The sequence below is a fragment of the Terrabacter sp. NPDC000476 genome (assembly GCF_040300125.1).
Lineage (GTDB): Bacteria > Actinomycetota > Actinomycetes > Actinomycetales > Dermatophilaceae > Terrabacter.
On sequence record NZ_JBEPDF010000001.1, the window covers coordinates 58,557 to 84,979 of the forward strand.

Sequence of the window (26,423 nt, forward strand, 5' to 3'; positions counted from 1 at the left end):
ACGAACCGGCCCGTGACAGAGTGGCGCCATGGCTGATCGAGACCTCGACATCGTCCTCTACGGCGCCTCCGGCTTCGTCGGTGCCCTGACGGCCGCGCACGTCGCCGCGCAGGCCGGCCCCGAGCTGCGGGTGGCCCTCGCCGGCCGCTCCCGCGAGAAGCTCGAGGCGCTGCGCGTCGAGCTCGGTCGCGCCGCCGCCGGCTGGGAGGTCGTGACCGTCGACGCGACGGACGCCCCGGGCCTGCGGGCGCTCGCCGACCGCACCCGGGTGCTCGCCACGACGGTGGGGCCGTATGCCGTGCACGGCAAGCACGTCGCCCGCGCCTGCGCCGAGGCCGGCACCCACTACGCCGACCTCACCGGTGAGGTCCTCTTCGTCCGGTGGTCGCTCGACGAGCTCGACGCGCTGGCGCGCGAGTCGGGCGCCGCCATCGTGCACAGCTGCGGGTTCGACTCGATCCCCTCCGACCTCGGCGTGCTGACGACGGCGCACCGCGCGGCGGCCGACGGCGAGGGCACGCTCACCGACACGACGCTGCTCGTGCGTTCGCTCAAGGGCGGCATCTCCGGCGGCACCATCGACTCCGGACGGCAGCAGGCCATCGCGGCCCGGTCCGACGCGGCGGCCCGGCGCGTCATCGGCGACCCCTACGGCCTCAGCCCCCGCCGGTCGGAGGAGCCGTCGTCGGGGCGAACCCCGGCCCGCGGGCTGCTCGAGCGCGTGCGCCGGTCGGTGCCCGTCGACCGCGACCCGGCGACGGGACGCTGGACGGGCCCGTTCGTCATGGCCTCCTACAACACCCGCATCGTGCGGCTGTCGAATTCGCTCACCCACTGGTCCTACGGGCGCGGGCTGCGCTACCGGGAGGTCACCGACTTCGGCTCCGGGCCGATGTCGCCGCTCCTGGCCGGTGGCATGGCCGTCGGTCTCGGCGGCGTGCTCGCCGGGCTGTCCTTCGCCCCGACGCGCGCGGTGCTCGACCGGTTCCTGCCCAAGCCGGGGGAGGGGCCGTCACCCCAGACCCAGGCCGCCGGCCGCTTCCGGCTCGACATCCGGGCCACCACGACGACCGGTGCCCGCTACCGCACGCGGGTCGGCGCCGACCTCGACCCGGGCTACGGCGGCACCGCCGTCATGCTTGGGCAGACGGTGCTCGCGCTGGCGGCCGACGACGGGCTGCCGCTGCGGGCCGGCGTCGGCACGCCGGCGACGGCGCTCGGCGACGCCCTCGTCGATCGCCTCCGCGCGCAGGGCTTCACCTTCGAGGCCGAGCGGATGTCGGCGGACTGAGGCAGGATGGCCGCACCGGTCACTCCGGTGCGACGTGCACCGGGCCGGCCCGACGGAGAGGCACGCCGTGGGACGCATCGAGGTGCACGAGTTCATCTCGCTCGACGGGGTCTTCGAGGAACCGAGCTGGACCGCGGAGTTCCCCTTCGACCCCCTCATGGGTGAGGCGATCGGTCGCCTCACGGGACCGGGCTCCGAGCTGCTGCTCGGCCGCCGCACCTACGAGATGTTCGCCCCCGCGTGGTCCTCGCGCACCGACGACGACGACCCGGGCGCGACGTTCTTCAACGGCGCCCGCAAGAACGTCGTCTCGACGACGCTGCGCGACCCCGACTGGAACAACTCCCGGGTCATCGGCGGCTACGACCCCGAGCGCATCGCCGCGCTGCGCGACGAGGTGGAGGGCTCCCTCTACGTCAGCGGCAGCGGCACGCTCGTGCGGGCCCTGCTGCGCGACGGGCTGGTCGACGGGCTGCACCTCTTCGTCTTCCCCGTCGTGCTCGGCTCGGGCGAGCGCCTCTTCACGTCCGAGCGCGTCGGCGGGCTGAGCCTGGCCGAGACCGAGGCGTACGACAGCGGCGTCGTGCACCTCGCCTACAGCCAGTCCTGACCGGCGCCGCCAGCGTCGGGACACCGGTTCTTCGGACGTGACCCAGCCACCTCCAAAGAAGTGCTTGACGGTCGAGACCTGGTGACGACATACTCCCAAACATGTCTTTGGGAGAAGAGCGGATCAGCGAGCTGCGTGCGACGGCCCACCCGTTGCGGCTGCAGATGCTCTCGCTGCTGACGGGCGCCGAGCTGAGCGCCGCGGAGGTCGCGCGCGAGCTCGACGTCACGCAGGCCAACGCGAGCTACCATCTGCGGCTGCTGCACGCGGCCGGGCTGCTCGAGGTCGCGGGGGAGGAGAGCGTGCGCGGCGGCCGGGCGAAGAAGTACCGGCACGTCTGGGACGCCGAGCGTCCGAGCGGTGACCGGCCCTCGAGCGACGACGAGAGCATGGCCTACGCCCGCGTGCTCGCCGAGGCCATCCCTCGTCGGTATGCCGAGCGCGAGCGGCGTCCGGGACGCGGGAAGGCCATGTTCACCGACGCGGAGCTCTGGGTCGAGCCGGAGGTCTGGGAGCGCGTCTTCGACCTCGTCAGCGAGGCGAGCGGGCTGCTGCACGCGAGCGCCCGCCCCCCGCGTACGGAGGGGACGGTGCGCGCCAACCTCTCGGTCGCGGCCTTCCGCATGGACCCCGGCGCCGCTGCGTCGAATGGTGCGGGTGGCGGCGTGGGCGGCGGCACGGGTGGGGGTGCGCGGTGAGGCCCCGCGAGTCGCTCGGGGCGCTCGGCGACCGTCGCTTCGCGTGGTACTTCACGGCCCGCACCGTCTCGACCGCTGGCTCGGTCATGGTGCCCGTCGCGCTCGCCTTCGCGGTGCTGCACATCGACCAGTCGGCGGGCGCGCTCGCGCAGGTGCTCGGGGTGCGCACGCTGACGATGGTCGTGTTCCTGCTCGTCGGCGGGGTGGTGGCCGACCGGTTCTCGCGCATCGTCGTGCTGCAGGTCTCGCACGTGCTCACCTGCGTGACCCAGGCGCTCGCGGCCGGGCTCATCATCAGCGGGCACGCGACGCTGACCCAGCTGACCGTCCTCGAGGGCGTCAACGGCGCGGTGTCGGCCTTCACGATGCCGGCCATGATGGGCGTCGTCCCGCTCGTGGTCGACCGCCGCCGGCTGCAGCAGGCCAACGCGCTGCTGTCGTTCAGCCGCAGCGGGCTCGCCATCGTCGGGCCGGCCGTGGCCGGGCTGCTCGTCGTCGGGGTCGGCCCGGGCTGGGCGCTCGCGGTCGACGCGCTCACGTATGCCGTCGCCGTCGTCTGCCTCGCGCGCGTCGGGCTGCCCCGGCACCGGGAGGATGCCGGCACGCGGCACTCCATGGTCGCGGAGCTGCGCGAGGGCTGGACCGAGTTCACGAGCCGCGAGTGGCTCTGGGTGGTCGTGCTCGTCTTCGGCGTCATGAACGCCATCCACGTGGGTGTCGTGGGGGTGCTCGGCCCGCTCATCGCGAGCTCCACCGAGGCCATCGGCGAGGCCGGCTGGGGGCTCGTGCTCAGCGCCGAGGCCATCGGCACGGTGCTCATGACGCTCGTCATGCTGCGGCTGCGGCTCGCCCACCCGCTCCGCGCCGGCATGCTCGCGATGGGCGTGCTGGCGGTGCCCATGGTGCTGCTCGGGGCGGCGCCCGCGCTCGTCCCGGTGGCCGTCGGCTTCCTGCTCGCGGGCGCGGCCGTCGAAGTCTTCGGCGTCGGCTGGAGCACGGCCCTGCACGAGCACATCCCGGTGGCCGTGCTCTCGCGGGTGTCGAGCTACGACGCGCTCGGGTCCTTCGTCGCCATGCCGATCGGCACCTTCCTCTACGGCTGGCTCGCGACGTCCGTCGACCTCGAGACGCTCGTGCTCGTCAGCGCCGCCGTCTACGTCCTCGTCGCGCTCAGTGCGCTGGCGTCGCGGTCGGTGCGCGACCTCGGCCGGTCGGTCGAGGAGCCCACCGACGGGACGGCCGACGGGACGGCCGACGGGACAGCAGGGGGGACGCCGGGCGGGACGACGGACGAAGCGACGACCGGGAGCGCGGGCACCGGGTCGACGGCGCGGCCCTAGACTGTCGGTCGATCCCGTTCGTCCCCGTCCGTCCGTTCCCGCCCGCTCCCAGGAGATCCGTGTCGATCCAGGACATCCGACTCTTCGGTGACCCGGTCCTGCGCACCGCGGCCGCCGAGGTCGTCGACTTCGACAAGCAGCTGCGCGTCCTCGTCAAGGACCTCGAGGACACCATGCTCGACGCGCCCGGCGCCGGGCTCGCGGCGCCGCAGATCGGGGTCGGGCTGCGGGTCTTCACCTACTGGGTCGACGGTGTGCTCGGCCACCTCGTCAACCCGCGCCTCGACCTCTCCGACGAGGAGCAGGACGGGCCGGAGGGGTGTCTGTCGATCCCCGGGCTGGCGTTCGACACGAAGCGCTCGCTGCACGTCGTCGCCACGGGGCAGAACATGTTCGGCGAGCCGGTCGTGCTCGAGGGCACGCAGCTGCTCGCGCGCTGCGTGCAGCACGAGACCGACCACCTCGACGGCATCCTCTTCGTCGACCGCCTCGACCCCGACGCTCGCCGCGCCGCGATGCGGGCGATCCGCGAGGCCGAGTGGTTCGCCGACAACCCGCCGGAGGTGCGGATCAGCCCGCACTCCACCTTCGGCCGGGCGATGTGAGATGAGGGTCGTCTTCGCAGGCACCCCCGAGGCAGCAGTGCCGAGCCTCGACGCGGTCGCCTCCTCGAGCCACGAGCTCGTCGGTGTCGTCACCCGCCCGGACGCGCCCGCCGGGCGCGGCCGCCGCCTCGAGGCCTCGCCCGTGCGCCGGCGTGCCGAGGAGCTCGGCGTCCCCGTGCTGACGCCCGCCCGTGTGCGGGAGCCGGAGTTCCTCGACGCACTGCGCGCCCTGGCCCCGGACGCCTGCCCGGTCGTGGCCTACGGCAACCTCGTGCCACCCGAGGCGCTCGAGATCCCCCGCCTCGGATGGGTCAACCTGCACTTCTCGCTCCTGCCTGCCTGGCGCGGCGCGGCGCCCGTGCAGCACGCGATCATGGCCGGTGACGAGGTCACCGGCGCCTCGACCTTCCTGCTCGAACGCGGCCTCGACACCGGGCCCGTGCTCGGGGTGATGACGGAGACGATCCGTGCGACCGACACCGCGGGCGACCTCCTCGGACGCCTCGCGACGGCCGGCGCGGGCCTGCTCGTCGCGACGCTCGACGGCCTCGAGGCCGGCGAGCTCGTCGCTCGTCCTCAGCCGGCCGAGGGGGTGTCGCTCGCACCGAAGATCGAGGTCGACGACGCGCGCGTCGACTGGCGGCACCCGGCCACGGCCGTCGACCGCCTCGTGCGCAGCTGCACGCCGGCACCCGGGGCGTGGACGACGTTCCGCGGCGAGCGGCTCAAGGTGGCACCGGTGGTCGTGGCGCCCGCCGACGGTGGCGGGGGCGATGCCGCCGGCGCGCTCGCGCCGGGCGAGCTGCGCGTCACGAAGCGCGCCGTGCTCGTGGGCACGGGCACCGTGCCCGTGCGCCTGGGCACGGTGCAGGCGCACGGCAAGAAGGCGATGGCCGCGGCCGACTGGGCGCGCGGCATCCGCATCAGCGAGGGAGAACGGGTCGGCGATGAGTGACGGGCGACGCGGAGAACGTCAGCGGCCGCCGGCGCGCGAGCGGTCGGCCCGGCACCGCTCCGAGCAGCGGCCCTCGGAGCGGGCGCGCCGCACCGACCCCGCCCGGCTCGCCGCCTACACGGCGATGCGCGACGTCGCCGACGGCGGCTACGCCAACCTCGTGCTGCCGAAGCTGTTGCGCGACAAGAAGATCAGCGGTCGCGACGCCGGTTTCGCCACCGAGCTCGTCTACGGCGCCACGCGCCTCTCGGGGCTCTACGACCGCATCATCGCCGTGGCTGCCGGTCGCCCCGTCGAGAAGATCGACGCCAACGTGCTCGACACCCTCCGGCTGGGCACGCACCAGCTGCTCGGGATGCGCGTGCCGAGCCACGCCGCGGTCGACGAGACCGTCGCACTCGCGCGCCAGGTCAACGGGGCCGGCGCGGCCGGCTTCGTCAACGCCGTCATGCGCAGGGTCAGCGAGCGCGAGGGCGACGCGTGGATCGAGCTCGTCACCGAGGGCATCACCGACCCGGTCGAGCGGCTCGCAGCGCGCACCTCGCACCCGGTGTGGATCGCCAAGGCCCTCCGGGCCGCCCTCATCGGCCACGGCACGGTGTCGACCGACGACGTGGAGGCCTCCCTGACCGCGCTGCTCGAGAGCGACAACGCCCCGGCGAAGGTGTCGCTCGTCGCGCGCCCGGGACTCACGACGCTCGAGGAGCTCGAGGACGCCGGAGCCGAGCGGTCGGGCCTCAGCCCCGTCGGCGCGACGCTTCCCGAGGGCGATCCCGGCGCCATCGCGGCCGTGCGCGACGGTCGGGCGGCCGTGCAGGACGAGGGCTCGCAGCTGCTCGTGCTCGCCCTCGCCGCGGCCGACGTGCAGGGCGCGGCGACCGCCGAGGAGCGCTGGCTCGACCTCTGCGCGGGCCCCGGCGGCAAGGCGGGACTGCTTGCCTCGCTCGCCATCGAACGGCGGATCCCGTTCGTGGCCAACGAGATCAGCGAGCACCGGGCCGACCTCGTGTGGCAGACCCTCGCGGCGGCGCGAGCGGTGGCCCGTGAGGAGGACGTCAGCCTCAAGGTGCGCCACGGCGACGGCCGCGACCTCGGGGAGGTGGAGCCGGGCGGCTTCAGCCGGGTGCTCGTCGACGCCCCGTGCACGGGCCTGGGCGCGCTCCGCCGGCGGCCCGAGGCGCGCTGGCGCCGCTCTGCGGGCGACGTCGCCGCCCTCGCCGAGTTGCAGCGCGAGCTGCTGGCCTCCGCGGTCGACGCCACGGCGTCGGGCGGCCTCGTCGGCTACGCGACGTGCAGCCCGCACCTCAACGAGACCCGTTTCGTCGTGGCCGACCTGCTCAAGCGGCGCGACGACGTCGAGGTCGTCGACGCGCGCCCGTGGTTCGTCGACGCCGCGGGTCACGAGCTCGAGGGCCTCGGTGACGGCCCCTACGTGCAGCTGTGGCCCCACGTGCACGGCACCGACGCGATGTTCTTCGCCCTCCTGCGCAAGCACTAGGCCAGCAGCCCCCGTCGAGGCCGAGGGCAGCGGCCCTAGGCTGACGGCGTGCAGATCTCACCGAGCATCCTCTCCGCCGACTTCGCCAACCTCGAGTCGGAGCTGGGCCGCATCGCGAACGCTGACTGGGCCCACGTCGACGTCATGGACGCGCACTTCGTGCCCAACCTGACCCTCGGCCTGCCGGTCGTGGAGGCCCTGCTCGCCGTCAGCCCCGTCCCGATCGACGCGCACCTCATGATCGAGGACCCCGACCGCTGGGCGCCGCAGTACGCCGAGGCGGGCTGCCAGTCGGTGACCTTCCACGTCGAGGCCGCGCGCGACCCCCGCGCCCTCGCCCGGGCCCTGCGCGCCGCCGGGGCGCGCGCGTCGATGGCCCTCAAGCCGGGCACCGACTTCGCGCCGTACGCCGACCTGCTGCCCGAGCTCGACATGGTGCTCGTGATGACCGTCGAGCCCGGTTTCGGCGGCCAGTCGTTCATGGCCGACCAGATGCCCAAGGTGCGGCAGGTCCGCGAGGCCGTGAAGCGCCACGGTGGCGAGATCTGGATCCAGGTCGACGGCGGCGTGAGCGCCCGCAGTATCGAGCAGTGCGCCGAGGCCGGTGCGGACGTCTTCGTCGCCGGCTCCGCGGTCTACGGCGCCGAGGACGCTGCCGCCGCCGTCGACGAGCTGCGGTCCCTGGCCTCTCGGCACCGCCACTGACCCATGGCACGACGCCGCACGCCACGACGCCAGCTGCCGCCGCGCCTCGTGCGCGTCGTCGCCCTGGGCGTGGTCGCCACGGCCCTCGGTGCGTGCTCCGGCACCGACGGCACCGCGAGCGACGGCCCCCGCCCGGTCGCCGCGACGCCCAGCTCGGCCGGGGAGCTGGTCGAGACCCTCTGGGTCGACCGCAGCGAGCACGTCGGTGACAACAGCAGGGTCGTCGCGCTCGTCGCCGACGTGGGCCTCGCGGCACCCGGCCGGCCCACCCTCGAGCTCCAGACGAGCACCCGTCCCTACGGTGTGACGATCCGGTATGCCGACGGTGTGCACGCCGACCCCGCCGAGCTGACGCGCCCGGCCACCCTGCTGCTCGGCACCATCGGCAACCTCGGCCGCGTCCGGGTCGAGGCGGACGGGACGACGTTCACGTTCTCCGCCGCGGACGCCACGCGGGCCCTCGGCTACGACGTCAAGCGTCTGGGGCAGGACCGCGGCGCCCTCGAGGCCTACCTCCGCGAGGCGCGCTGACAGCGCCTCGGGCAGCCCGGAGCCGCGCGACACCGCCGACCTCGTCCGCTTCCTGCTCTCGGACCAGGGCAGCTGGATGAACGGCCGGCTCCTCCTCAGCAACGGCGGCTTCCGCACCGCCCGACCCCCACCCGACCCCCACCCGACCACGCCAACCCCGCCACGGCGCAACTCGCGTGCCCGAACCCGCCCCACCGACCACGCCAACTCCGCCAGGGCGTGACTCGCGTGCCCGAACCCGCCCCACCGACCACGCCAACTGCGCCGCGGCGCGACTCGTCAGGCGGGGCGGGGGCGGTGTCGGCGGTCTCGAGGCGTGGAAGGCCGGCTCCTCGTACGGGTGGGCGGCCCGGAGCCGGCGTCGGTGCTGCCGACGGCGACACCGTCGGGGACACCGCCGTGGCGGCCGTCACGCGGCCGCGACATGCGGGTGGCGGGCCGTCGGGTGCATACTGGGCCTACGTGCTCCGGGGTCGGTGTAATTCCGAGCCGGCGGTTACAGTCCGCGACCCGATCGCCTCCAGCGACCGGTTGACCTGGTGGAACTCCAGGACCGACGGTGAAAGTCCGGATGGGAGGCAGCACGAGACAGGCCGTCGTGGCCTGGGCCGTCGGCGTTGTCTCCGTGCGGTTCCGGACCACGTGGGCGTGTGGAGTACCCCCGGAGTTCGTCCGACCCACGACGAACCATCCAAGGACGACCACCACATGCAGGCTCCAGCTCTGGCCGACCAGGCGAAGAACGTCTTCCAGCAGGCCATCGACGCGACGATCCCCATCGGGCCCTACCAGCTGCACTGGCTCGAGCTCGTCGGCGTGCTCATCGGGCTCGCGTCCGCCTACCTCGGCATGCGTCGGTGGGTGTGGGCCTGGCCCGTGGGCATCCTCGCGAACGTCATGCTCTTCTTCGTCTACCTCGGCGCGGTCTTCGGGGCCGACGAGCGCATCCCGCTCTTCGGCCAGGCCGGGCGCCAGGTGTTCTTCATCATCACGAGCATCTACGGCTGGTGGCGGTGGGCACAGGTGCGCCGGCTGAACCACGCCGACGACGCGAGCGGGGTCGCGATCACGCCGCGCTGGGCCAGCACCCGCGAGCGGGTCGCCGTCGTCGCCTTCTGGCTCGTCGGCACCGTCGTCGTGCACCAGGTCTTCGTCTGGCTGTGGAACCTCTCGCCCAACCCGTTCTTCACGCCCGAGTGGTGGTTCTACTGGTGCGACGCGTGGATCTTCGTCGGCTCCATCGTCGCCACCTACGCCATGGCCCGTGGCTGGAACGAGTTCTGGCTCGCCTGGATCGCCGTCGACCTCGTCGGGGTGCCGTTCGCCTTCGCCACGGACTACGTGCCGACCGGGGTGCTCTACACGTTCTACGGCCTGTTCGTCCTCTACGGCTTCACCCAGTGGGTCAAGGTGACCCGGGCCGAGCGGCCCGACGTCGAGCCCGAGCTCGTGCGGACGTCGAGCTGACCATGGGGGACACGTCAGCGTCGGCCTGGATGCGGCGAGCGCTCCAGCTCGCCGCGTCGGGGCCGTGGCCCGACCCCAACCCGCGCGTCGGCTGCGTCGTCGTCGCCCCGGACGGCACCGTCGTGGGGGAGGGCTTCCACCGGGGCTCCGGCACGCCGCACGCCGAGGCCGAGGCCCTGCGCGCGGCCGGCGCCGCCGCCCGCGGCGCCACGGCCTACGTCACCCTGGAGCCCTGCTCGCACCGGGGTCGCACCGGCCCGTGCGCCGACGCCCTCGTCGAGGCCGGGGTCGCCCGGGTCGTCTTTGCCCAGTCGGACCCGAACCCGGATGCCGCCGGCGGCGCCGAGCGGTTGCACGCGGCCGGGCTGCACGTGACGGGCGGAGTGCTGGCCGACGAGGCCGCCGCCCTCAACGACCGGTGGGCCCGCACCGTGGCCCTCGGGCGGCCCCTCGTCACGTGGAAGCTGGCGACGACCCTCGACGGTCGGAGCGCCGCCGCCGACGGCACGAGCCAGTGGATCACCGACGAGGTGGCGCGGGCCGACGTGCACCGGCTGCGCGCCACGCGCGACGCGGTGCTCGTCGGCACCGGCACCGTCCTCGCGGACGACCCCCGGCTCACCGTCCGGCTGCCGGACGGCTCACCCGCGCCGCGCCAGCCCCTCCGCGCGGTGATGGGGTTGCGCGCGGTGCCCGCCGGCGCCCGCGTCGACGACGCACCCGGCACGGCCGTCCGCCTCACCACGCGGGATCCCGCCGAGGCGCTCGACCGGCTGTGGCGCGAAGGAGTCCGCGACGTCTGGTTGGAGGGAGGCCCGACGCTCGCCGCGGCCTTCCTGCGTGCCGGCCTGGTCGACGACGTCTACGCCTACGTCGCTTCCACCCTGCTCGGGGCCGGCCGCGCGGCCGTCGACGACCTCGGCATCGGCACGATCGCGGACGCGCGGCGACTCGAGCTCGCCGACGCGGCGGTGGTCGGGGGCGCCGTGCGCATCCACGCCGTGGCGCCGCCGTCGTCCACCACGTCGTCCACCACGTCGTCCACCACGTCGTCCAGCACGTCGTCCACGACCGCCACCGACGCCGACGCCGCCGCGTCCACACCAGCACCAGCACCAGCACCAGCGAAAGCCTGAGGAGAGAGCCATGTTCACCGGAATCGTCGAGGAGCTCGGCACCGTCGTCGCGGTCGAGCACGGCCCCGAGTCGGCCGTCCTGCGCATCGACGGGCCGCTCGTCGTCGCCGACGCCACCCACGGGGCCTCGATCGCCGTCAACGGGGTGTGCCTCACCGTCACGACGCACGACGAGGCGGGATTCGCCGTCGACGTCATGGCCGAGACGCTCCGGCGCAGCAGCCTCGGGACGCTCGCCCCGGGCGACCGCGTCAACCTCGAGCGGGCCATGCGGGCCGACGGGCGCTTCGGCGGCCATGTCGTGCAGGGCCACGTCGACGGCACGGCGACCATCACGGGGCGCACCCCGGGGGACCGGTGGGAGACCGTCGACCTCACGCTCCCGGCCGGCCTCGCGGCATACGTCGTCGAGAAGGGCTCGATCACCGTCGACGGCGTCTCCCTCACCGTGTCGCACGTCGGCGACGACGCCTTCGGCGTCTCGCTCATCCCGACCACGCTCGAGCTGACCACGCTGGGGCACAAGGGGATCGGTGACGTCGTCAACCTCGAGGTCGACGTCATCGCGAAGTACGTCGAGCGCCTGCTCAGCCACCGCACGGAGGTGCTCTCGTGACGGCCCTGTCGACCATCGAGTCCGCCCTCGAGGCGCTGCGCGCCGGACGGCCGGTGCTCGTCCTCGACGACGAGGGACGCGAGAACGAGGGAGACCTCGTGCTGGCGGCGCAGACCGCGACCGAGGAGTGGATGGCCTGGACGATCCGCCACTCGTCGGGCTACCTGTGCGCGCCGATGCCCGCCGAGGTCGCCGACCACCTCGCGTTGCCGCTCATGGTCTCCGAGAACCGCGACCCGCTGCGCACGGCCTACACCGTCTCGGTGGACGCCGCGTCGGGCGTCACGACCGGCATCAGCGCCGCCGACCGCCTGCGCACCGTGCAGGTGCTCGCTGACCCGGCCGCGACGCCTACCGACCTCATCCGCCCGGGGCACGTGCTGCCGCTCCGGGCTCGTCACGGCGGGGTGCTGACGCGCCCGGGCCACACGGAGGCGGCCGTCGACCTCGTCCGCCTCGCGGGGCTCTCGCCCGTCGGCGTCATCGGCGAGCTCGTGCACGACGACGGCACGATGATGCGCCTCGACGCCGTCGTCGAGCTCGGGCGGGAGTTCGACCTGCCGGTCGTCACCATCGAGCAGCTCATCGACTGGCGCCAGCGCCTCGACCGGGTCGAGCGCCTCGCGACGACCCGCATCCCCACGGCGCACGGCACGTTCACCGCTCACGGCTACCGCGACACGCTCTCGGGCGACGAGCACGTCGCGCTCGTCAGCCCGCGAGGGCTGCGGGGCCGGGCGGAGGCCGGGCCCGTGCTGACCCGCCTGCACTCCGAGTGCCTGACCGGCGACGCGTTCGGGTCGTTGCGCTGCGACTGCGGCCCCCAGCTGCAGGCATCCCTCGCGCGGGTGGGCCGGGAGGGCGGCGTCGTCGTCTACCTCGGGGGGCACGAGGGCCGCGGGGTGGGTCTCGTCGACAAGCTGCGCGCCTACGCCGAGCAGGACGGCGGCGCCGACACCGTCGACGCGCAGACCGCGCTCGGCCTCCCGGTCGACGCGCGGGAGTACGCCGCGGGCGCGGCGATCCTGCACGACCTCGACGTGAGCCAGGTCGTGCTGCTGACCAACAACCCCGGCAAGGTCGCCGCGCTGCGCGGCCTCGGGATCGACGTCGTCGCCGTGGAGCGGCTGCACGGCCCGATGGGGTCCGACAACGAGCAGTACCTGACGACCAAGCGCCAGAAGCTCGGTCACGACATCCCGGTCCCCGGTGACCGGCACGGCGAGGAGACGGCATGAAGCACGGCGCACCCACCATCGAGACCGACGGCAGCGGCCTGCGCGTCGCGGTCGTCGCGGCCAGCTGGCACGAGCAGGTCATGGACGGCCTCGTCGACGGCGCCCTGCGGGGGCTGGCCGACGCCCACGTCGCACGCGTCGACGTCGTGCGCGTGCCGGGCACCTTCGAGCTCTCCGTCGCGTGCGCGACCCTCGCCCAGCGCTACGACGCGCTCGTGGCGCTCGGCGTCGTGATCCGCGGCGGCACCCCGCACTTCGACTACGTCTGCCACGCGGCCACGACCGGCATCACGGAGGTGTCGGTGCGCACGGCCACGCCGATCGGCTTCGGCGTGCTCACGTGCGACGACGAGGCCCAGGCCCTCGACCGCGCGGGGCTGCCCGGCTCGGCGGAGGACAAGGGCCACGAGGCCGCGACGGCGGCGGTCGCCACGGTCGCGGCGCTGCGTGCCGCCGTCCCGTCGTGAACCGGCGTCGAGGGCAGCCCGCACCGGCCCGTAGGCTGGGGCACCGTGAAGAGCTTTGAGCAGCTGTACGCCGAGCTGGCCGAGAAGGCGCAGACGCGACCCGAGGGGTCGGGCACCGTCGCGCAGCTCGACGCCGGGGTGCACGCGATCGGGAAGAAGATCGTCGAGGAGGCCGCCGAGGTGTGGATGGCCGCCGAGTACGAGTCGAACGACGAGGCGGCGGAGGAGATCAGCCAGCTGATCTACCATCTGCAGGTCCTCATGCTCGCCAAGGGCATCTCGCTCGACGACGTCTACTCACACCTCTGAGGACCCCGATCCATGCTGCGAATCGCCGTGCCCAACAAGGGTTCCCTGTCCGATGCGACCGTCGACCTGCTGCGTGAGGCGGGCTACCGCACCCGCCGCGACAGCAAGGAGCTCGTGGTCAACGACGCCGAGAACGACGTCGAGTTCTTCTACCTGCGCCCCCGCGACATCGCGGTCTACGTCGGCTCGGGCACCGTCGACGCCGGCGTCACCGGCCGCGACCTGCTCCTCGACTCCGGGTCCACCGCGGTCGAGGTGATGTCGCTCGGCTTCGGTGCGTCGACGTTCCGGTATGCCGGCCGGCCCGGCACCGTCGGCACGGTCGAGGAGATCGCGGGCAAGCGGGTCGCCACCTCGTACGCCGGCCTCGTGCGCGCCGACCTCGATGCGCGCGGCCTCTCGGCCGAGGTGGTGCGCCTCGACGGCGCCGTCGAGACGGCCATCACCCTCGGGGTGGCCGACTGCATCGCCGACGTCGTCGAGACCGGCACGACCCTGCGCCAGCAGGGCCTCGAGGTCTTCGGCGAGCCGATCCTGCGCTCCGAGGCCGTCCTCATTCGCGGCGACCGCCCCGGCGAGGACCAGGCCATCGAGGTGCTGCAGCGCCGCATCGCCGGCGTCATCACGGCCCGCACCTACGTCATGCTCGACTACGACTGCCCGCGGGCCCTCGTCGACGAGGCGTGCGCGCTGACGCCGGGCCTCGAGTCGCCCACGGTCTCGCCGATGCAGGACGAGGCCTGGGTCGCCGTGCGCGCCATGGTGCCGCGCATCGGTCGCAACCGCCTCATGGACGAGCTCTACGACCTCGGCGCCCGCGCGATCCTCGTCACCGACATCGCCGCCTGCCGCTTGTGACCGCCGACCCGCCCGTGCCGCCGCCGGCCACCGCCGCGCTGGCACCGTTCCGGCCGCGCCGCGGGCGCGCCGTGGCGCTGGGCGTCGTGTGGTCCTCGCTGCTCGTCTTCGGCGTCATCGCCGTGCTGATGCCGAGCGAGGGCGGCCGGTGGGGCATCGGGGACCGGCTCATGTTCTTCGGCCTCGGGGTGGTCGTGGCCCTGACGGCGTGGCGCTACGCCTCGATCGTGGCCGTGCCGAGCCGGTCGGGGCTCGTCGTGCGCAACCTCGTCGTCACCCGCACGCTCACCTGGCCCGAGATCGTGGGCATCCAGTTCGGGGGTGGCGAACCCTGGGTGACGCTCGACCTCGAGGAGGGCGACACGATGGCGGTCATGGCGATCCAGAAGGCCGACGGGCCGGTGTCGGGCCGGGAGGCCTCGCGCCTCGCGGCGCTCGTGCAGGCCTTCGGCGAGTCGCCGGAGCCCGGGGGGCCGGGGGAGCCAGGGCGGTCGGCGCCGTGACGGACGTGACCGGCGAGCCCACCCCCGAGCGGATGCGCCACGCCCTCGGGCACTTCGCGACCGGCGTCACCGTCGTCACCGGGTTCGGGCCCCAGGGCGAGCCCGTCGGGTTCGCCTGCCAGTCGTTCACCTCGGTCTCGCTCCACCCGCCGCTCGTGCTCTTCTGCGCCGACCACCGGGGCCGCTCGTGGCCCCGGATGCGTGAGCAGGGCGTCTTCACCGTCAACGTGCTCGGCCACGGCCAGCGCGACGTCGTCCAGCGCTTCGGCTCCGCCGCGGGGGCCCGCTTCGACGGGCTCGACTGGGAGCGCTCCGAGCACGGCGGCCCGAGCCTGCCCGGCGCCCTGGTGCGCGTGCACTGCACCGTCGAGCAGGTGCACGTCGCCGGCGACCACGACGTCGTCGTCGGTCGGGTCCGCGGCCTCGACGACGGTCCGTCGGGCCGACCGATGCTCTTCTACCGCGGCCGGTTCACGGTGACCGAGCGCCGCGGCTCGGCCGTCGCCGCCGACACCTCCGACGAGTCGGGCGTCGAACCGATGGACGACTACTGGGGCTGAGGGCCCGTGAGCGCGCCGCCGTCGGCCGGGCCGCCGTCGACGAGCCCGTCCCACGACCAGTGCGGGACGTCGAGCCCGTCGGGGACGTCGCTCGCCGAGTCGTGGTGGATCGCCAGGCGCTCGGTCGCCCACCGGAAGTAGGCGACGAGGACCGCGGCGAGCGCCGGGTCGGCCGCGAGTCCGACGTCGTCGACCGCCGCGGCGAAGCAGCGGACGGCGCGCTCGTCCATCTCGTGGTGCTCACCGTTGCCCGCGTGCATCCGCACGACGTCGCTCTCGGTCGCGATCGTGGCGGTGTAGTCGAGGGGGCCGCCGAGCGCCTCGGCCCAGTAGAGGGCGAGGCGGTGCGAGTGGTCGGGGTGGTGCCCGTGCGAGAACGCGTGCGCCACCACGGGGTCGGCGAGGCAGCGTTCGTGCCAGGCGTGGGCCAGCGACTCGAGGGCGGGCAGGCCACCGACGGCCTCGTAGACGGTCTCGGTCACCTGGGCAGGGTCCCAGGTGACCGCTCGCGCGACAAGGCCGCTGCCGTCAGCGGAAGTGGATGAAGTTCGACGGCCACGAGGAGCTGCCGCGGCTGATGATCCGCCGCCCGCTCATCGAGGTGTAGGTCTTGCCGAGGACGTAGCCGCCGTAGCCGCTCTCGGAGATGGCGACCTGGTCGCCGTCGGAGCTGACCCAGTCGACGTAGGCGACGTGGTTGGAGTTCCACTGCGCGATGTCGCCGACCCGGGGCCGCTGGTCGACGGCGAAGCCCTTCGCGCGGGCGTTGTCGTCCCACGACGTCGCGTTGCCGAGGTTGCCCGGGTTCCGGACGCCGTCCTGCGAGAGACGGAAGGCCGAGTAGTTCGTGCAGTTGTTGCCCCACGCGTCGACGGGGTAGTTCCACGCGCGCTGGCCGTAGTAGCCGAAGCGCTCGATGCAGTCCTGCGTCGCGCGGGAGTAGCACGTCCACCCCGACGGGGCGGCCGCGCCGACGGCGGTCCAGAGGACGGACGACGGCCCGTAGACCGCGGCGTTCGCGTTGTTGAGGACGCGGATGACCGACCCGGGCGTGCTGGTGCGCGTCGACCAGATCGTCGTGCCGCTCGCGTTGCGGACGACGAAGTTGCCGCCCGTCAGCATCTTGGCGTAGTTGCCCGCGCCGCTCGTGTACGCCGTCCACTGGCGCACGCCCGTGCTCGAGAGCAGCTCGAGCTCGCCGTCGGTGCCCATCGTCAGGCGGTAGGCGCCGTTGGCCGAGACGATCGACTCGCCGCCGCGGAGGACCTGGCCGGGAAGCATCCGGTCGTAGCGGTTGCCCCGGTGGTCCCAGACGGTCGTCGTGCCCGAGCGGACCTGGAGGACGCCGTCGTTCGTCAGGGTGACGAGGCCGCCGGTCCACCCCGAGGTGCCGCTCGACCACGCGACCGAGCGGTCGGGTCGGACGATGTCGATGTCGCCGTCGGCTCCGACGACGAGGCGGCTCTGCGCGCCCGTCGAGCCGCTCGCCCAACGGCGCGCCCCGGCGGCGGTCGTGATGACGAGGTTCCCGTCGGGCTGCATCGTCGCGAAGTAGGCGCCGTTGGGCGAACGCAGCGCGGTGCCGGACGAGAGCACCTGTCCGGTCCGGAGGGTGGCGCCGGAGACGAAGGTGAAGGCATCCCACTCGACGACGGTGCCGGCTCGCGTCGAGACGCGCATGGGCACCGCGCCGGTGGCGACGCGGGGCGGCGCGACCGCGGTCAGGGTCGTCGCCGACACGCGGGTGAACGACTGAGCCGCGACGCCGTTGAACCAGACGCCCGTGACGTCGGTGAACGACGTGCCGCGGAGGGTGACGACGGTGCCGCCGGCGAGCGGACCCGACGCGGGGGAGACGGCGGCGACGGCGGGCGGGTCCTGGAAGGTGAAGCGGCCCGCTGCGACGACGGGCGAGGTGCCGCCCGGTGTCGTGACGCGGACGTCGACGTCCTCCTCAGCGTGCGCCGGCAGGGTGACGCGCAGCGTCGTGTCCGACACCGTCGTCACCGCCGGGGCGTCGGTGCCCCCGAAGGCGACGGCCGAGACGCGGGTGAATCCGGTGCCGGTGACCGTGACGGTGGTGCCGCCGTCGGTGCGGGCCAGGCCCGGCGAGACCGTGCCGAGGGTCGGCACCGGCTGGTACTCGAACGTGGCCGACGGGCCGGTGGCCGAGATCCCGCCCGGCGTCGTGACGCGGAGCGCGGTCGGGCCCGCGGCGTGCGCAGGTGTCGTGACCCGCAGCTCGCGGTCGGAGACGACGGTCAGCGCGCTGCCGTCGGCGCCGTCGAGCTCGACCTGCGTCGCGAGCGCGAGGCCCGAGCCGCGCACGACGAGGACGGTGCCGCCCGCGACCGGGCCGGCCGGCGCGGAGAGCGAGGCGACGACCGGGACGGCGACGTAGCGGAAGAGCGTGGCGGGGCCGACGGGGCTCGTGCCGCTCGGCGTCGTCACGGTCACGGTGACGGTGCTCCCGGCGTGCGCCGGTGTCGTGACCCGGATCGTCGAGTCCGACACCCGCGTCAGCCCGGTCGCGGTGGAGCCGCCGAAGCGCACCTGCGTCGCGTTGCCGAGGTGGGCGCCGGTCAGGGTGACGACGGTGCCGCCGGCCACGGGTCCCGCGGTGGCCGACATGCTCGAGAGGACCGGCGGGAAGCCGAAGAGGAACCGCGCGCGAGAGGTGGCGGGTGACGTGCCACCCGGCGTCACGACCCGGACGTCGACCGGGCCGGCGTCGCGGGCGGGCGTCGTCACCCGCACCGTCGTCGCCGACACGCGCACGACCGACCGGGCCGGCGTGTCGCCGAAGCGGACCTCGGAGACCCGCGAGAGGTCGGCCCCGGTCAGCGTCACGACGGTGCCGCCGGTGGCGGACCCGACGGCCGGCGACACGGAGTTCAGGGTCGGGGTCCCGACGTAGGCGTACGCGTTCGCGGCATACCCCTTCGAGGTGCCCGACGCGGTGGCGACGTGGACGTTGACGAGCCCGGCGGCGTGGGCGGGCACGGTGGCACGCACGCTCGTCGACGACAGGACGGTGAAGGTGGCGCGCGTCGAGCCGAAGGTGACCGACGTGGCACCCGCGAGGTCGCGTCCGCCGATGACGACGTCGGACCCGCCCGCGAGGGGGCCTGCGACGACGGAGAGCGAGGTGACGGCCGGGGCGCCGACGTAGGTGAACCGGCCGGTGGCGACGGCCGGGGAGGTGCCGTGCGGCGTCGTGACGCGCACGTCGGCCGAGCCGGCGCCGTGGGCCGGCGCGGTGGCTCGCACCTGCGTTGCCGAGACGCGGACGAGCTTCGCCGAGGCGACGCCGCCGAACGTGACGCGCGTCGCCGCGGTGAGCCTCAGGCCCGTAACGGTGACGACCGTGCCGCCCTTGACCGGGCCGGATGCCGGGACGACGCCTGCCACGACCGGCGCTGTGGGCACCGGCACCGGCTTGGGCGCGACGTAGAGGAAGCGGGCGCGGGTGCTGACGGCGGAGTTGCCGCCGGCGGAGGTCGTGACGCGGACGTCGACGGTGCCGGAGGAGTGGCGCGGCGTGGTGACGCGGACCTGGGTGGCGGAGACGCGGACGAGGCGGGTGCCGGGGGTGGCGCCGAAGAGGACGCGGGTGGCGCCGGTGAGGCGCTGGCCGGTGAGCGTGACGACGGTGCCGCCGGCGGTCGAGCCGGAGCGGGTCGACAGGCCGGTGACGACGGGCGGCTGCGGGGCCGGGACGGGCTTGGGCGCGACGTAGAGGAAGCGGGCGCGGGTGCTGACGGCGGAGTTGCCGCCGGCGGAGGTCGTGACGCGGACGTCGACGGTGCCGGAGGAGTGGCGCGGCGTGGTGACGCGGACCTGGGTGGCGGAGACGCGGACGAGGCGGGTGCCGGGGGTGGCGCCGAAGAGGACGCGGGTGGCGCCGGTGAGGCGCTGGCCGGTGAGCGTGACGACGGTGCCGCCGGCGGTCGAGCCGGAGCGGGTCGACAGGCCGGTGACGACGGGAGTCAGCGGGGCGGACTGGGCCGGAGCGGCATACGTGAAGCGTGCGGCCGCGACGGCGGGCGACGTGCCGCCCGGCGTGGTGACCCGCACGTCGACGGCGCCGGCCGCGTGCGCGGGGGCCGTGACGCGCACCTGGGTCTTCGACAGGCGCGTCAGGCCGGATGCCGGGGTGGTGCCGAAGTGGACCGCGCTCGCGCGGTGGAGCCCGGAGCCGGTGATCGTCACCGTGGTCCTGCCCGCCGTGGACGACGTGCGGGTCGACAGGCCGGTGACGGCCGGGACCGGCTCGAAGGCGAACGTCGAGCGCAGCGTGAGCGGCGAGGTGCCCGCCGGCGAGCTGACGCGCACGTTGACGAGCGCGGCGGCGTGCGCGGGGGTCTTGACGCGCACGCGGGTCGCCGAGACTCGCGTCACGGCGGTGACGCTCGCGGCGCCGAACCAGACCCGCGTCGTCGCGCCGACGCCCGGGCCCGAGAGGTCGACGCTCGTGCCGCCGCGCACGGGACCCGCGACGACCGAGAGGCTGACGCCGTCCGGGGCCGGGACGGCGGCCGCGGCCGTCGGCGCCCCGACGAGACCGGGCACCCCGGCGATCATCGCGAGGGCGAGCAGCACGGAGAGGGTGCGTCCCGCCGCTCGTCGGTGGCCTCCGGGGGCGGGGGCGGTGGATCGGGTGGGGCGGGGCAGCATCCGTCGTCTCCTAGGCAGGTTCGCACGTCCGGCGAGCATTGTGCCCAGGAAAAAGGTCCCTTGTATGCGCTTTCGTCCGAATTGCTCTGTCTCAGAGGTCCGGTGGTCGCGCCCGGCCCGATGACCTACTCCACGCGGCGCAGGTCCGGGCGCAGGTGGAGCAGCACGACGGCCTGCACGACGCCGATCACCGCGAGCACGCCCCACACGGGCGAGAGCCCGCCGGTCACGTCACGGAGCAGGCCCATTGCGAGCGGCCCCACCGACGCGACGCCGTAGGAGATGAGGAACGCCATGCCGGTGAGGCGACCGCTCGCCTCGGGGGTGCGGGCGTAGCGCACGAGGAGCACGAGCGCGAGCGAGAAGGCGGCGCCCTGGCCGAGGCCGGTGACGACGGCCCAGACCCACGGGGCGGTCGTCGGTGCGAGCCAGATGCCGACCGAGCCGACGACACCGAGCACCGCGGCCGGCAGGAGCAGCCGGCGCATGTCGCTCGCGCGGTCGCTCAGCACGGGCCCGAGCAGGCCCGAGACGATCTGCGCGCCGCTGAAGGCCGCGGCGAGGTAGCCGGCCGACGCGCGCGACCAGCCCTGCTCGACGTAGGTCGGCGCGAGCCAGGTCACGGCGGAGTAGAAGCACCAGGACTGCAGGGCGAGGTAGCCGGCCACGAGCCACGCGGTCGACGAGCGCCACGGCAGCCGGCCCGGCCCCTCCTCGCCCGGCGTGTGGTGCGGGTTGGCGCGCACCGTGAACGGGCCCCAGGCCAGGGCGCCGACGAGCGCGAGCACGCTCCACGACCCGAGCGAGGCCTGCCAGCTGCCGAGCCGGTCGGCGAGCGGCACCGCCACGGCCGAGCTGACCGCGGCCCCGCCCATCATCGCCAGCATGTAGAGGCCGGTCACGAGGCCGGTGCGCTCGGGGGGGAAGTACGTCTTGACGAGCCGCGGCAGCAGCGTGCCCGCCACGGCGATCCCCACGCCGCAGAGGAAGGTGCCGGCGTAGAGCACGACGACGTGGTCACCGGCGAAGCGGCTCAGCGTGCCGGCGAGGATGCTGAGCACCGCGAGCAGCACCGCACCGGCCGCGCCGGTGTGGTGCGCGATGCGGCTCGCCACGGGCGCGAAGAGGCCCATGCAGAGCACCGGCAGCGTCGTCAGGGCGCCGGCGGCCGCATGGCTGAGGCCGAGGTCGGCCGAGATCGCGTCGAGCAGCGGCGGCACGCTCGTGATCGCCACCCGCAGGTTGGCGGCGACGGCCACGAGGGCCACCGCCATGACCCAGACGGGCGGCAGGGGGCGGAGGACGCGGTCTCGGCGCAGCACCCTCAGAGACTAGATGTGTCGAGCACGAGGTCGGCACGCAGCCTCGTCGAGTCGGCGCCGAAGAGCGCCGTCTCCTGGTCGGCCCACCGCTGCCACTGCGGCTCGTAGGCCGGCCCGTCGCGGTCGACGCCGCGGCGGTGCCGGAGCGCGACGTCGGCGTCGACGAAGACGGCGAGCGCCGCATACGGCCGCGCGGGCCCGACGCTCGAGCCGCACCCCTCGACGACGAGGTAGCGGCACGGCGGCACGTCCCGCGTGCCCGCCCACTCCTCGCGCACCCAGCTCCAGATCCGGTATGCCGCCCGCTCGCCCTGCGACAGGGGCCCCAGCACCTCGGTGGTGAGCAGCCCCGGCGCCTCGGCGAGCCCGTCCCAGCCGGGGTAGAGGTGGTCCATGTGGACGACGGAGACCGGACCGTGGGCGGCGAGCGCGAGCTCGACGCCGCGGGCGAGCGTCGTCTTGCCCGCGCCGCTCGGGCCGTCGAGGGCGACGACGACGACCTCGCCGCAGCGGGGCGCGGCGCGCAGGGCGCGCGCCACCACCGCCTCCACGTGCTCCGGGCGGGGCTCCCGCGTCACCTCGTCCCACATGGGCGCGACCCTACCCACCCGAGGGCGCCCCGGGTGCTGCCCTAGATTTGTCGTCATGCCGGTCGCCACGAGAGTCATCGCCTGCCTCGACGTCGACGAGGGGCGCGTCGTCAAGGGCGTCAACTTCGAGAACCTGCGCGACGCCGGCGACCCGGTCGAGCTCGCGAAGCTCTACGACGAGCAGGGCGTCGACGAGCTGACCTTCCTCGACGTCACGGCGAGCAGCGGCGACCGGGAGACGACCTACGACGTCGTGCGCCGCACGGCCGAGCAGGTCTTCATCCCGCTCACCGTGGGCGGCGGGGTGCGCACGGTCGAGGACGTCGACCGCCTGCTCCGGGCCGGCGCCGACAAGGTCGGCGTCAACACGGCGGCCATCGCCCGCCCGGAGCTCGTCGCCGAGATCGCGGCGCGCTTCGGCGCGCAGGTGCTCGTGCTGTCGGCCGACGTGCGCCGCCGTCGGGGCGACGACGGCAGGCCCACCGACGACTTCGTCATGACGACCCACGGCGGGCGCACGCCCGTCGACCTCGACGCCGTCGAGTGGTGCGCGCGCGCCGCCGAGCTCGGCGCGGGCGAGATCCTGCTCAACTCGATGGACGCCGACGGCACCAAGGACGGCTTCGACCTCGAGCTGATCCGCCGGGTGCGCGCGGCCGTCTCGGTGCCCGTCATCGCGAGCGGCGGCGCCGGCCGCGTGGAGCACTTCGCGCCCGCCGTCGAGGCCGGCGCGGACGCGGTGCTGGCCGCGAGCGTCTTCCACTTCCGCGAGCTGACCGTCGGCGAGGTCAAGGACGCGCTGCGCGCGGCCGGCGTCACCGTGCGCTGACCGACGCCGACGCCGACGCTCCGACGCGCTCGGGCCGCGGCGTCTCAGCCGAGGCCGAGCTCGGCGTCCTGCAGGGCCGCGATGTCGTCGGCGTCGCCCTCGAGCTCGACCCGGGCCACGCTCTTGCGGCCGTACGCGTAGAGCACGAGCTCGGCCGGCGTGCCGCGGAGCACCACGGTGCCGTGCTCGTCGGGCAGCTTGGCGGCATACCGGCCGTGGCCCTCGGCGATGAGCACGATGCCGGTGGCCGACCGGCGGAACATCAGCCGGGCCGTGCGCCGCAGCGCCGACCACAGCGCGGCCTGCAGGCGGGGGTCGAGGTCGCGCGGGCGCCAGTCCGGCTGCGCGCGGCGCACGTCCTCGTGGTGCACGAAGTACTCGACGAGGTTGGCGAGCTCGTCGACCTTCGGCAGGGCCATCGGGTTCCACGCGGGCGCGCCACCGCGCACGCGCTGGACGAGCGCCGCGTGGTCGCCGTGCGCCAGCCGGCGCTGCTCGCGCTCGAGCCGTCCCGACAGGAACGGCAGTAGTGTGCCCGCCGCGAGGTCGGGTCGGTGCTCGCGGACGTAGAGGTGCGCGGCGAGGTCGCGCGTCGCCCAGCCCTCGCACATCGTGGGCGCGTCGGGGCCGAGCCGGTCGAGCTCGTCGCAGAGCAGGAGGCGTTCGGAAAGGGCGTGGCGCGTCATGGGCCCATCCTGTCAGGATCGCCCGGTGATCGAGCTCGTGCGTCCGACCGTCGACCTCGCCGACTCCTGGTGGGCGATGGTCGACGACTTCGGCGACGAGACCATCCACGGGTCGAGCTACCGTCCGGGCGACCGCGACGTCCTGCGCGACCCGGAGGCCTTCGAGGAGTGGGTCGACTGGCTCGGCCGGATGGAGCGGCCCGACGAGGCCCTGCCCGAGGGCCGCGTGCCGTCGTCGAACCGGTGGATCGTGCGTGACGGCGAGGTCATCGGCACCATCGCGGTCCGCCACGGGCTCACCCCCTCGCTCCTCGTCGAGGGCGGGCACATCGGGTATGCCGTCGCGCCGAGGTCGCGCCGCCAGGGCGTCGCGGGCGAGGCGCTCGGTCTCGCCCTCGCGATCGCCGCCTCCCGGGGCATCGACCCGGTGCTCGTGACGTGCGACGCGGACAACACGGCGTCCGCGCGCACCATCCGGTCGCGCGGGGGCGTGCTCGAGGACGAGCAGGACGGCGTGCTGCGTCACTGGGTGCGCACGGGCGCGCCCGCGCAGCCCATCGGTGCGGGGCCGATCGAGACGAGGCACGCACGGCTGGTGCCCGTCACGGGTGCGGAGGCCGCGGCCATGCGGGCGGGCGAACGGCGCGCCGGCTGGGCCGAGGGCTACCCCCGCGAGGACGACCTCGACGCCGTCGGGACGATGACGGGCGACCCCGACGCGTGGTCGCCGCGGCACGTCGTGCGGCGCAGCGACGGGCTCGCCGTCGGCTCGATCGGCTGCTTCGGTCCGCCGGAGGACGGGGTCGTCGAGGTCGGCTACGGCCTCGTGCCGGAGGCCCGCGGGGGTGGGCTCATGACCGACGTGCTCTCCGCCATGGTGCGCTCGCTCGAGGCGGCCGGCCTCTCGGTCGTGGCGCACACCGAGCCGGGCAACGTGCCGAGCCACCGCGTGCTGGCCCGGCTGGGGTTCGCCCGGGTCGAGGAGCCCGGGAGCGCGACATCGAGCGATCCGGGGGCGGAGTGGCTCTGGGCGCGTGACGTGAGAGGCTGAGGGGTCGAGCACCGGGCACGACATCGGCACGACACCAGGGGAGCAGCGCACCGTGAACGTCCCGCCCACCTCGACCCTGCGGGAGGGTCTCGCCGTCATCGGCCGAGGCATCAAGGGCCAGCCCCGCTGGTTCTCCCTCGCCGTGCTCGGCAGCGTCGTCTACGGCGTCATGACGAGCCTCACCGCGGCCGCCATCGGCTACGTCGTGCGCGAGGCGGTGACCCCCGCCATCGCGGCCCGCCACGTCACGGCGGGGCAGCTGTGGTTCATCGGCGGCGTCATGGCCGCGGTCGTGCTGACGACCATCGTCGGCGTCATCGGCCGGCGCATCGCCGGCGGCGTGGCGATGTACAACCTCGGCGCCATGTACCGCCGCCGAGTCACCCGTCAGTACCTCCGGCTACCGCTGCGCTGGCACCACGCGCACCCGTCCGGGCAGCTGCTCTCGAACGCGAACGCCGACGTCGAGGCGACGTGGAACATCTTCGCGCCGCTGCCGATGGCCCTCGGCGTCGTCGTCATGCTCGTCTTCGGCATCGTCCAGATGGTCGTCGTCGACCCGTGGCTCGCGGTCGTCGGCCTCACCGTCTTCCCGATGCTCTTCCTCGCCAACGTCGCCTTCCAGCGCGCCATGTCGCCGCGGGTGACGCGCGCCCAGCAGCTGCGGGCCGACGTCTCCGAGGTCGCGCACGAGAGCTTCGAGGCCGCCCTCATCGTCAAGTCGCTGGGCCGCGAGGACCACGAGGCCGAGCGCTTCCGGGCGGTCACGCACGAGCTGCGCGACGCGAACATCGAGGTGGGCCGCACCCGCGGGCGCTTCGACCCGGCCATCGAGGCCATCCCGACGGTCGGCACGCTGGCCGTGCTCTTCGTCGGCACCCTCCGCGTCCGCAGCGGCCTGCTCTCGGCCGCGGAGGTCGTGCAGATCGCCTACCTCTTCTCCATCCTCGCCTTCCCGGTGCGGGCCCTCGGCTGGGTGCTCGCCGAGCTGCCCCGCGCGGTGGTCGGGTGGAAGCGCGTCTCCGCGGTCCTCGACGCGACCGGGAGCATGGCCTTCGGCGACCGGTCCCTGCCGACCGGCGCCGCGAGCCACCTGCAGGCCGAGCGACTGGCCTACGCCTACGAGATCGAGGACGAGGCGGGCGACGCCGACCTCAACCCCGCCGTCGTCGACGTCACGCTCGACGTCGCGCCGGGAGCCACGGTCGCCGTCGTCGGGCCCACGGGCAGCGGCAAGTCGACGCTGACCAACCTCGTCATGCGGCTCGTCGACCCCGACAGCGGCGCGGTGCTCGTCGACGACGTCGACCTGCGCGAGGTGCGGCACGGCGGGGTGAGCGAGGTCGCCGCCCTCGTGGCCCAGCAGACCTTCATGTTCGACGACAGCGTGCGCGGGAACATCACGCTCGGCGCCGAGCACGACGACGACGCCGTGTGGCGGGCCCTCGACGTGGCGCAGGGCACCGGCTTCGTCGAGAAGCTGCCGCAGGGCCTCGACACCCACGTGGGCGAGCGCGGCGCCAGCCTCTCCGGCGGCCAGCGCCAGCGGATCGCCCTGGCCCGCGCGGTGATCCGCCAGCCACAGCTGCTGATCCTCGACGACGCGACGTCGGCCGTCGACCCCAGCGTCGAGCAGGCCATCCTCGGCCGGCTGCGCGAGGCGAGCAGCGGCACGACCGTCCTCGTCGTCGCCTACCGGATGGCGACGATCCTGCTCGCCGACGAGGTCGTCTACCTCGAGGGCGGGCGCGTCGTCGACCACGGCTCGCACGCCCAGCTGCTGGGGCGGTGCGTCGGCTACGAACGGCTCGTGACGGCATACGCCCGTGAGGCCGCCGAGCGCGACGCGATCGCGGCGGACGAGGAGGTCTCCCGATGAGC

26 protein-coding genes, 1 pseudogene and 1 riboswitch are annotated in these 26,423 nt (G+C 74.4%); of the genes and pseudogenes, 22 read left to right on the forward strand and 5 right to left on the reverse strand.

The window, feature by feature from the left end; all coding sequences use genetic code 11:
- Positions 1-28: 28 nt before the first annotated feature.
- The 19 genes and pseudogenes from ABT295_RS00265 (at position 29) to ABT295_RS00355 (ending at position 15,387) form a co-directional block, all read left to right on the forward strand.
- On the forward strand, positions 29-1,291 hold the full coding sequence (locus ABT295_RS00265) for a saccharopine dehydrogenase family protein (RefSeq protein ID WP_352392431.1): 1,263 nt from the start codon (positions 29-31) through the stop codon (positions 1,289-1,291).
- 67 nt (positions 1,292-1,358) lie between these two features.
- A complete protein-coding gene (locus ABT295_RS00270; protein WP_352392432.1) occupies positions 1,359-1,901 on the forward strand; it encodes a dihydrofolate reductase family protein in 543 nt (180 codons plus the stop codon).
- Positions 1,902-2,002: 101 nt separating this feature from the next.
- Positions 2,003-2,599: an ArsR/SmtB family transcription factor gene (locus ABT295_RS00275; protein ID WP_352392433.1), complete on the forward strand. Its 597-nt coding sequence runs from the start codon at positions 2,003-2,005 to the stop codon at positions 2,597-2,599.
- Positions 2,596-3,939, forward strand: a complete 1,344-nt coding sequence (locus tag ABT295_RS00280; RefSeq protein WP_352392434.1) for an MFS transporter — start codon at positions 2,596-2,598, stop codon at positions 3,937-3,939. Before ABT295_RS00275 ends, ABT295_RS00280 begins: the two co-directional genes overlap by 4 nt.
- A 59-nt stretch (positions 3,940-3,998) precedes the next feature.
- Positions 3,999-4,544 carry a peptide deformylase gene (gene def, locus ABT295_RS00285; RefSeq protein WP_352392435.1) on the forward strand — a complete coding sequence of 182 codons (546 nt, stop codon included), beginning with the start codon at positions 3,999-4,001 and terminating at the stop codon, positions 4,542-4,544.
- Between the two features lies 1 nt (position 4,545).
- Complete coding sequence (fmt, locus tag ABT295_RS00290) at positions 4,546-5,499, forward strand: methionyl-tRNA formyltransferase (RefSeq protein WP_352392436.1); 954 nt, start codon at positions 4,546-4,548, stop codon at positions 5,497-5,499.
- Entirely contained in the window at positions 5,492-6,997 is a 1,506-nt protein-coding gene (locus ABT295_RS00295) for an RsmB/NOP family class I SAM-dependent RNA methyltransferase (RefSeq protein WP_352392437.1), read from the forward strand. The genes fmt and ABT295_RS00295 overlap by 8 nt, the downstream gene beginning before the upstream one ends.
- A 48-nt stretch (positions 6,998-7,045) precedes the next feature.
- On the forward strand, positions 7,046-7,702 hold the full coding sequence (gene rpe / locus ABT295_RS00300) for a ribulose-phosphate 3-epimerase (protein ID WP_352392438.1): 657 nt from the start codon (positions 7,046-7,048) through the stop codon (positions 7,700-7,702).
- Positions 7,703-7,705: 3 nt separating this feature from the next.
- Positions 7,706-8,233, forward strand: a complete 528-nt coding sequence (locus tag ABT295_RS00305) for a DUF4825 domain-containing protein (protein WP_352392439.1) — start codon at positions 7,706-7,708, stop codon at positions 8,231-8,233.
- Positions 8,234-8,255: 22 nt separating this feature from the next.
- Positions 8,256-8,351, forward strand: a pseudogene (locus ABT295_RS00310) (SDR family oxidoreductase); the annotation flags it as partial.
- A 341-nt stretch (positions 8,352-8,692) separates the two neighbouring features.
- A riboswitch (FMN riboswitch) is annotated at positions 8,693-8,821 on the forward strand.
- Positions 8,822-8,941: 120 nt separating this feature from the next.
- The gene (pnuC, locus tag ABT295_RS00315; RefSeq protein WP_352392440.1) at positions 8,942-9,700 is read left to right on the forward strand and encodes a nicotinamide riboside transporter PnuC; all 759 of its coding nucleotides are present in this window, start codon (positions 8,942-8,944) and stop codon (positions 9,698-9,700) included.
- Between the two features lie 29 nt (positions 9,701-9,729).
- Positions 9,730-10,836, forward strand: a complete 1,107-nt coding sequence (gene ribD / locus ABT295_RS00320; RefSeq protein WP_352392441.1) for a bifunctional diaminohydroxyphosphoribosylaminopyrimidine deaminase/5-amino-6-(5-phosphoribosylamino)uracil reductase RibD — start codon at positions 9,730-9,732, stop codon at positions 10,834-10,836.
- Between the two features lie 10 nt (positions 10,837-10,846).
- Positions 10,847-11,452, forward strand: coding sequence for a riboflavin synthase (locus ABT295_RS00325; protein ID WP_352392442.1), 606 nt, complete (start codon positions 10,847-10,849; stop codon positions 11,450-11,452).
- Positions 11,449-12,690, forward strand: a complete 1,242-nt coding sequence (gene ribB, locus ABT295_RS00330) for a 3,4-dihydroxy-2-butanone-4-phosphate synthase (RefSeq protein ID WP_352392443.1) — start codon at positions 11,449-11,451, stop codon at positions 12,688-12,690. The genes ABT295_RS00325 and ribB overlap by 4 nt, the downstream gene beginning before the upstream one ends.
- Positions 12,687-13,157: a 6,7-dimethyl-8-ribityllumazine synthase gene (ribH, locus tag ABT295_RS00335; protein ID WP_352392444.1), complete on the forward strand. Its 471-nt coding sequence runs from the start codon at positions 12,687-12,689 to the stop codon at positions 13,155-13,157. The genes ribB and ribH overlap by 4 nt, the downstream gene beginning before the upstream one ends.
- Positions 13,158-13,202: 45 nt before the next feature.
- A complete protein-coding gene (locus tag ABT295_RS00340; RefSeq protein WP_352392445.1) occupies positions 13,203-13,466 on the forward strand; it encodes a phosphoribosyl-ATP diphosphatase in 264 nt (87 codons plus the stop codon).
- 12 nt (positions 13,467-13,478) lie between these two features.
- On the forward strand, positions 13,479-14,324 hold the full coding sequence (hisG, locus tag ABT295_RS00345) for an ATP phosphoribosyltransferase (RefSeq protein ID WP_352392446.1): 846 nt from the start codon (positions 13,479-13,481) through the stop codon (positions 14,322-14,324).
- Positions 14,321-14,827, forward strand: coding sequence for a PH domain-containing protein (locus ABT295_RS00350; protein ID WP_352392447.1), 507 nt, complete (start codon positions 14,321-14,323; stop codon positions 14,825-14,827). Before hisG ends, ABT295_RS00350 begins: the two co-directional genes overlap by 4 nt.
- Positions 14,824-15,387: a flavin reductase family protein gene (locus tag ABT295_RS00355; RefSeq protein WP_352392448.1), complete on the forward strand. Its 564-nt coding sequence runs from the start codon at positions 14,824-14,826 to the stop codon at positions 15,385-15,387. Before ABT295_RS00350 ends, ABT295_RS00355 begins: the two co-directional genes overlap by 4 nt.
- Here ABT295_RS00355 and ABT295_RS00360 read toward each other — a convergent pair.
- The 4 genes from ABT295_RS00360 to ABT295_RS00375 all read right to left on the reverse strand — a co-directional run bounded on the left by ABT295_RS00360 (position 15,375) and on the right by ABT295_RS00375 (position 21,976).
- Positions 15,375-15,869: a globin domain-containing protein gene (locus ABT295_RS00360; protein WP_352392449.1), complete on the reverse strand. Its 495-nt coding sequence runs from the start codon at positions 15,867-15,869 to the stop codon at positions 15,375-15,377. The two genes, ABT295_RS00355 and ABT295_RS00360, sit on opposite strands and share 13 nt — an antisense overlap.
- 46 nt (positions 15,870-15,915) lie before the next feature.
- Positions 15,916-20,064 carry an IPT/TIG domain-containing protein gene (locus ABT295_RS00365; protein ID WP_352392450.1) on the reverse strand — a complete coding sequence of 1,383 codons (4,149 nt, stop codon included), beginning with the start codon at positions 20,062-20,064 and terminating at the stop codon, positions 15,916-15,918.
- A 125-nt stretch (positions 20,065-20,189) separates the two neighbouring features.
- Positions 20,190-21,386 (reverse strand): MFS transporter, encoded by a 1,197-nt coding sequence (locus tag ABT295_RS00370; protein ID WP_352392451.1) that lies wholly within the window; start codon positions 21,384-21,386, stop codon positions 20,190-20,192.
- Between the two features lie 2 nt (positions 21,387-21,388).
- Positions 21,389-21,976 (reverse strand): nucleoside/nucleotide kinase family protein, encoded by a 588-nt coding sequence (locus ABT295_RS00375; protein WP_352392452.1) that lies wholly within the window; start codon positions 21,974-21,976, stop codon positions 21,389-21,391.
- A 55-nt stretch (positions 21,977-22,031) separates the two neighbouring features.
- On the opposite strand from ABT295_RS00375, the gene hisF reads away from it, so the two are divergent.
- Positions 22,032-22,805, forward strand: a complete 774-nt coding sequence (gene hisF, locus ABT295_RS00380; RefSeq protein WP_352392453.1) for an imidazole glycerol phosphate synthase subunit HisF — start codon at positions 22,032-22,034, stop codon at positions 22,803-22,805.
- A 44-nt stretch (positions 22,806-22,849) separates the two neighbouring features.
- Here the strand turns inward: hisF and ABT295_RS00385 are convergent, their stop codons facing one another.
- Positions 22,850-23,491: a TIGR03085 family metal-binding protein gene (locus tag ABT295_RS00385; protein WP_352392454.1), complete on the reverse strand. Its 642-nt coding sequence runs from the start codon at positions 23,489-23,491 to the stop codon at positions 22,850-22,852.
- Positions 23,492-23,516: 25 nt separating this feature from the next.
- Here ABT295_RS00385 and ABT295_RS00390 point away from each other — a divergent pair, with 25 nt between their 5' ends.
- Together ABT295_RS00390 and ABT295_RS00395 are read left to right on the forward strand one after the other, a co-directional pair.
- Positions 23,517-24,542 carry a GNAT family N-acetyltransferase gene (locus ABT295_RS00390; RefSeq protein ID WP_352392455.1) on the forward strand — a complete coding sequence of 342 codons (1,026 nt, stop codon included), beginning with the start codon at positions 23,517-23,519 and terminating at the stop codon, positions 24,540-24,542.
- Positions 24,543-24,594: 52 nt separating this feature from the next.
- On the forward strand, positions 24,595-26,421 hold the full coding sequence (locus ABT295_RS00395) for an ABC transporter ATP-binding protein (RefSeq protein ID WP_352392456.1): 1,827 nt from the start codon (positions 24,595-24,597) through the stop codon (positions 26,419-26,421).
- Positions 26,422-26,423: the final 2 nt, after the last annotated feature.

Bases quoted from the DNA above. Each gene is read 5' to 3' on its own strand.
- ABT295_RS00265 (WP_352392431.1), top strand. From the start codon at position 29: ATGGCTGATCGAGACCTCGACATCGTCCTCTACGGCGCCTCCGGCTTC.
- ABT295_RS00275 (WP_352392433.1), top strand. From the start codon at position 2,003: ATGTCTTTGGGAGAAGAGCGGATCAGCGAGCTGCGTGCGACGGCCCAC.
- fmt (WP_352392436.1), top strand. From the start codon at position 4,546: ATGAGGGTCGTCTTCGCAGGCACCCCCGAGGCAGCAGTGCCGAGCCTC.
- ABT295_RS00295 (WP_352392437.1), top strand. From the start codon at position 5,492: ATGAGTGACGGGCGACGCGGAGAACGTCAGCGGCCGCCGGCGCGCGAG.
- ABT295_RS00305 (WP_352392439.1), top strand. From the start codon at position 7,706: ATGGCACGACGCCGCACGCCACGACGCCAGCTGCCGCCGCGCCTCGTG.
- pnuC (WP_352392440.1), top strand. From the start codon at position 8,942: ATGCAGGCTCCAGCTCTGGCCGACCAGGCGAAGAACGTCTTCCAGCAG.
- ribD (WP_352392441.1), top strand. From the start codon at position 9,730: ATGCGGCGAGCGCTCCAGCTCGCCGCGTCGGGGCCGTGGCCCGACCCC.
- ABT295_RS00325 (WP_352392442.1), top strand. From the start codon at position 10,847: ATGTTCACCGGAATCGTCGAGGAGCTCGGCACCGTCGTCGCGGTCGAG.
- ribH (WP_352392444.1), top strand. From the start codon at position 12,687: ATGAAGCACGGCGCACCCACCATCGAGACCGACGGCAGCGGCCTGCGC.
- hisG (WP_352392446.1), top strand. From the start codon at position 13,479: ATGCTGCGAATCGCCGTGCCCAACAAGGGTTCCCTGTCCGATGCGACC.
- ABT295_RS00365 (WP_352392450.1), bottom strand. From the start codon at position 20,064: ATGCTGCCCCGCCCCACCCGATCCACCGCCCCCGCCCCCGGAGGCCAC.
- ABT295_RS00375 (WP_352392452.1), bottom strand. From the start codon at position 21,976: ATGTGGGACGAGGTGACGCGGGAGCCCCGCCCGGAGCACGTGGAGGCG.
- hisF (WP_352392453.1), top strand. From the start codon at position 22,032: ATGCCGGTCGCCACGAGAGTCATCGCCTGCCTCGACGTCGACGAGGGG.
- ABT295_RS00385 (WP_352392454.1), bottom strand. From the start codon at position 23,491: ATGACGCGCCACGCCCTTTCCGAACGCCTCCTGCTCTGCGACGAGCTC.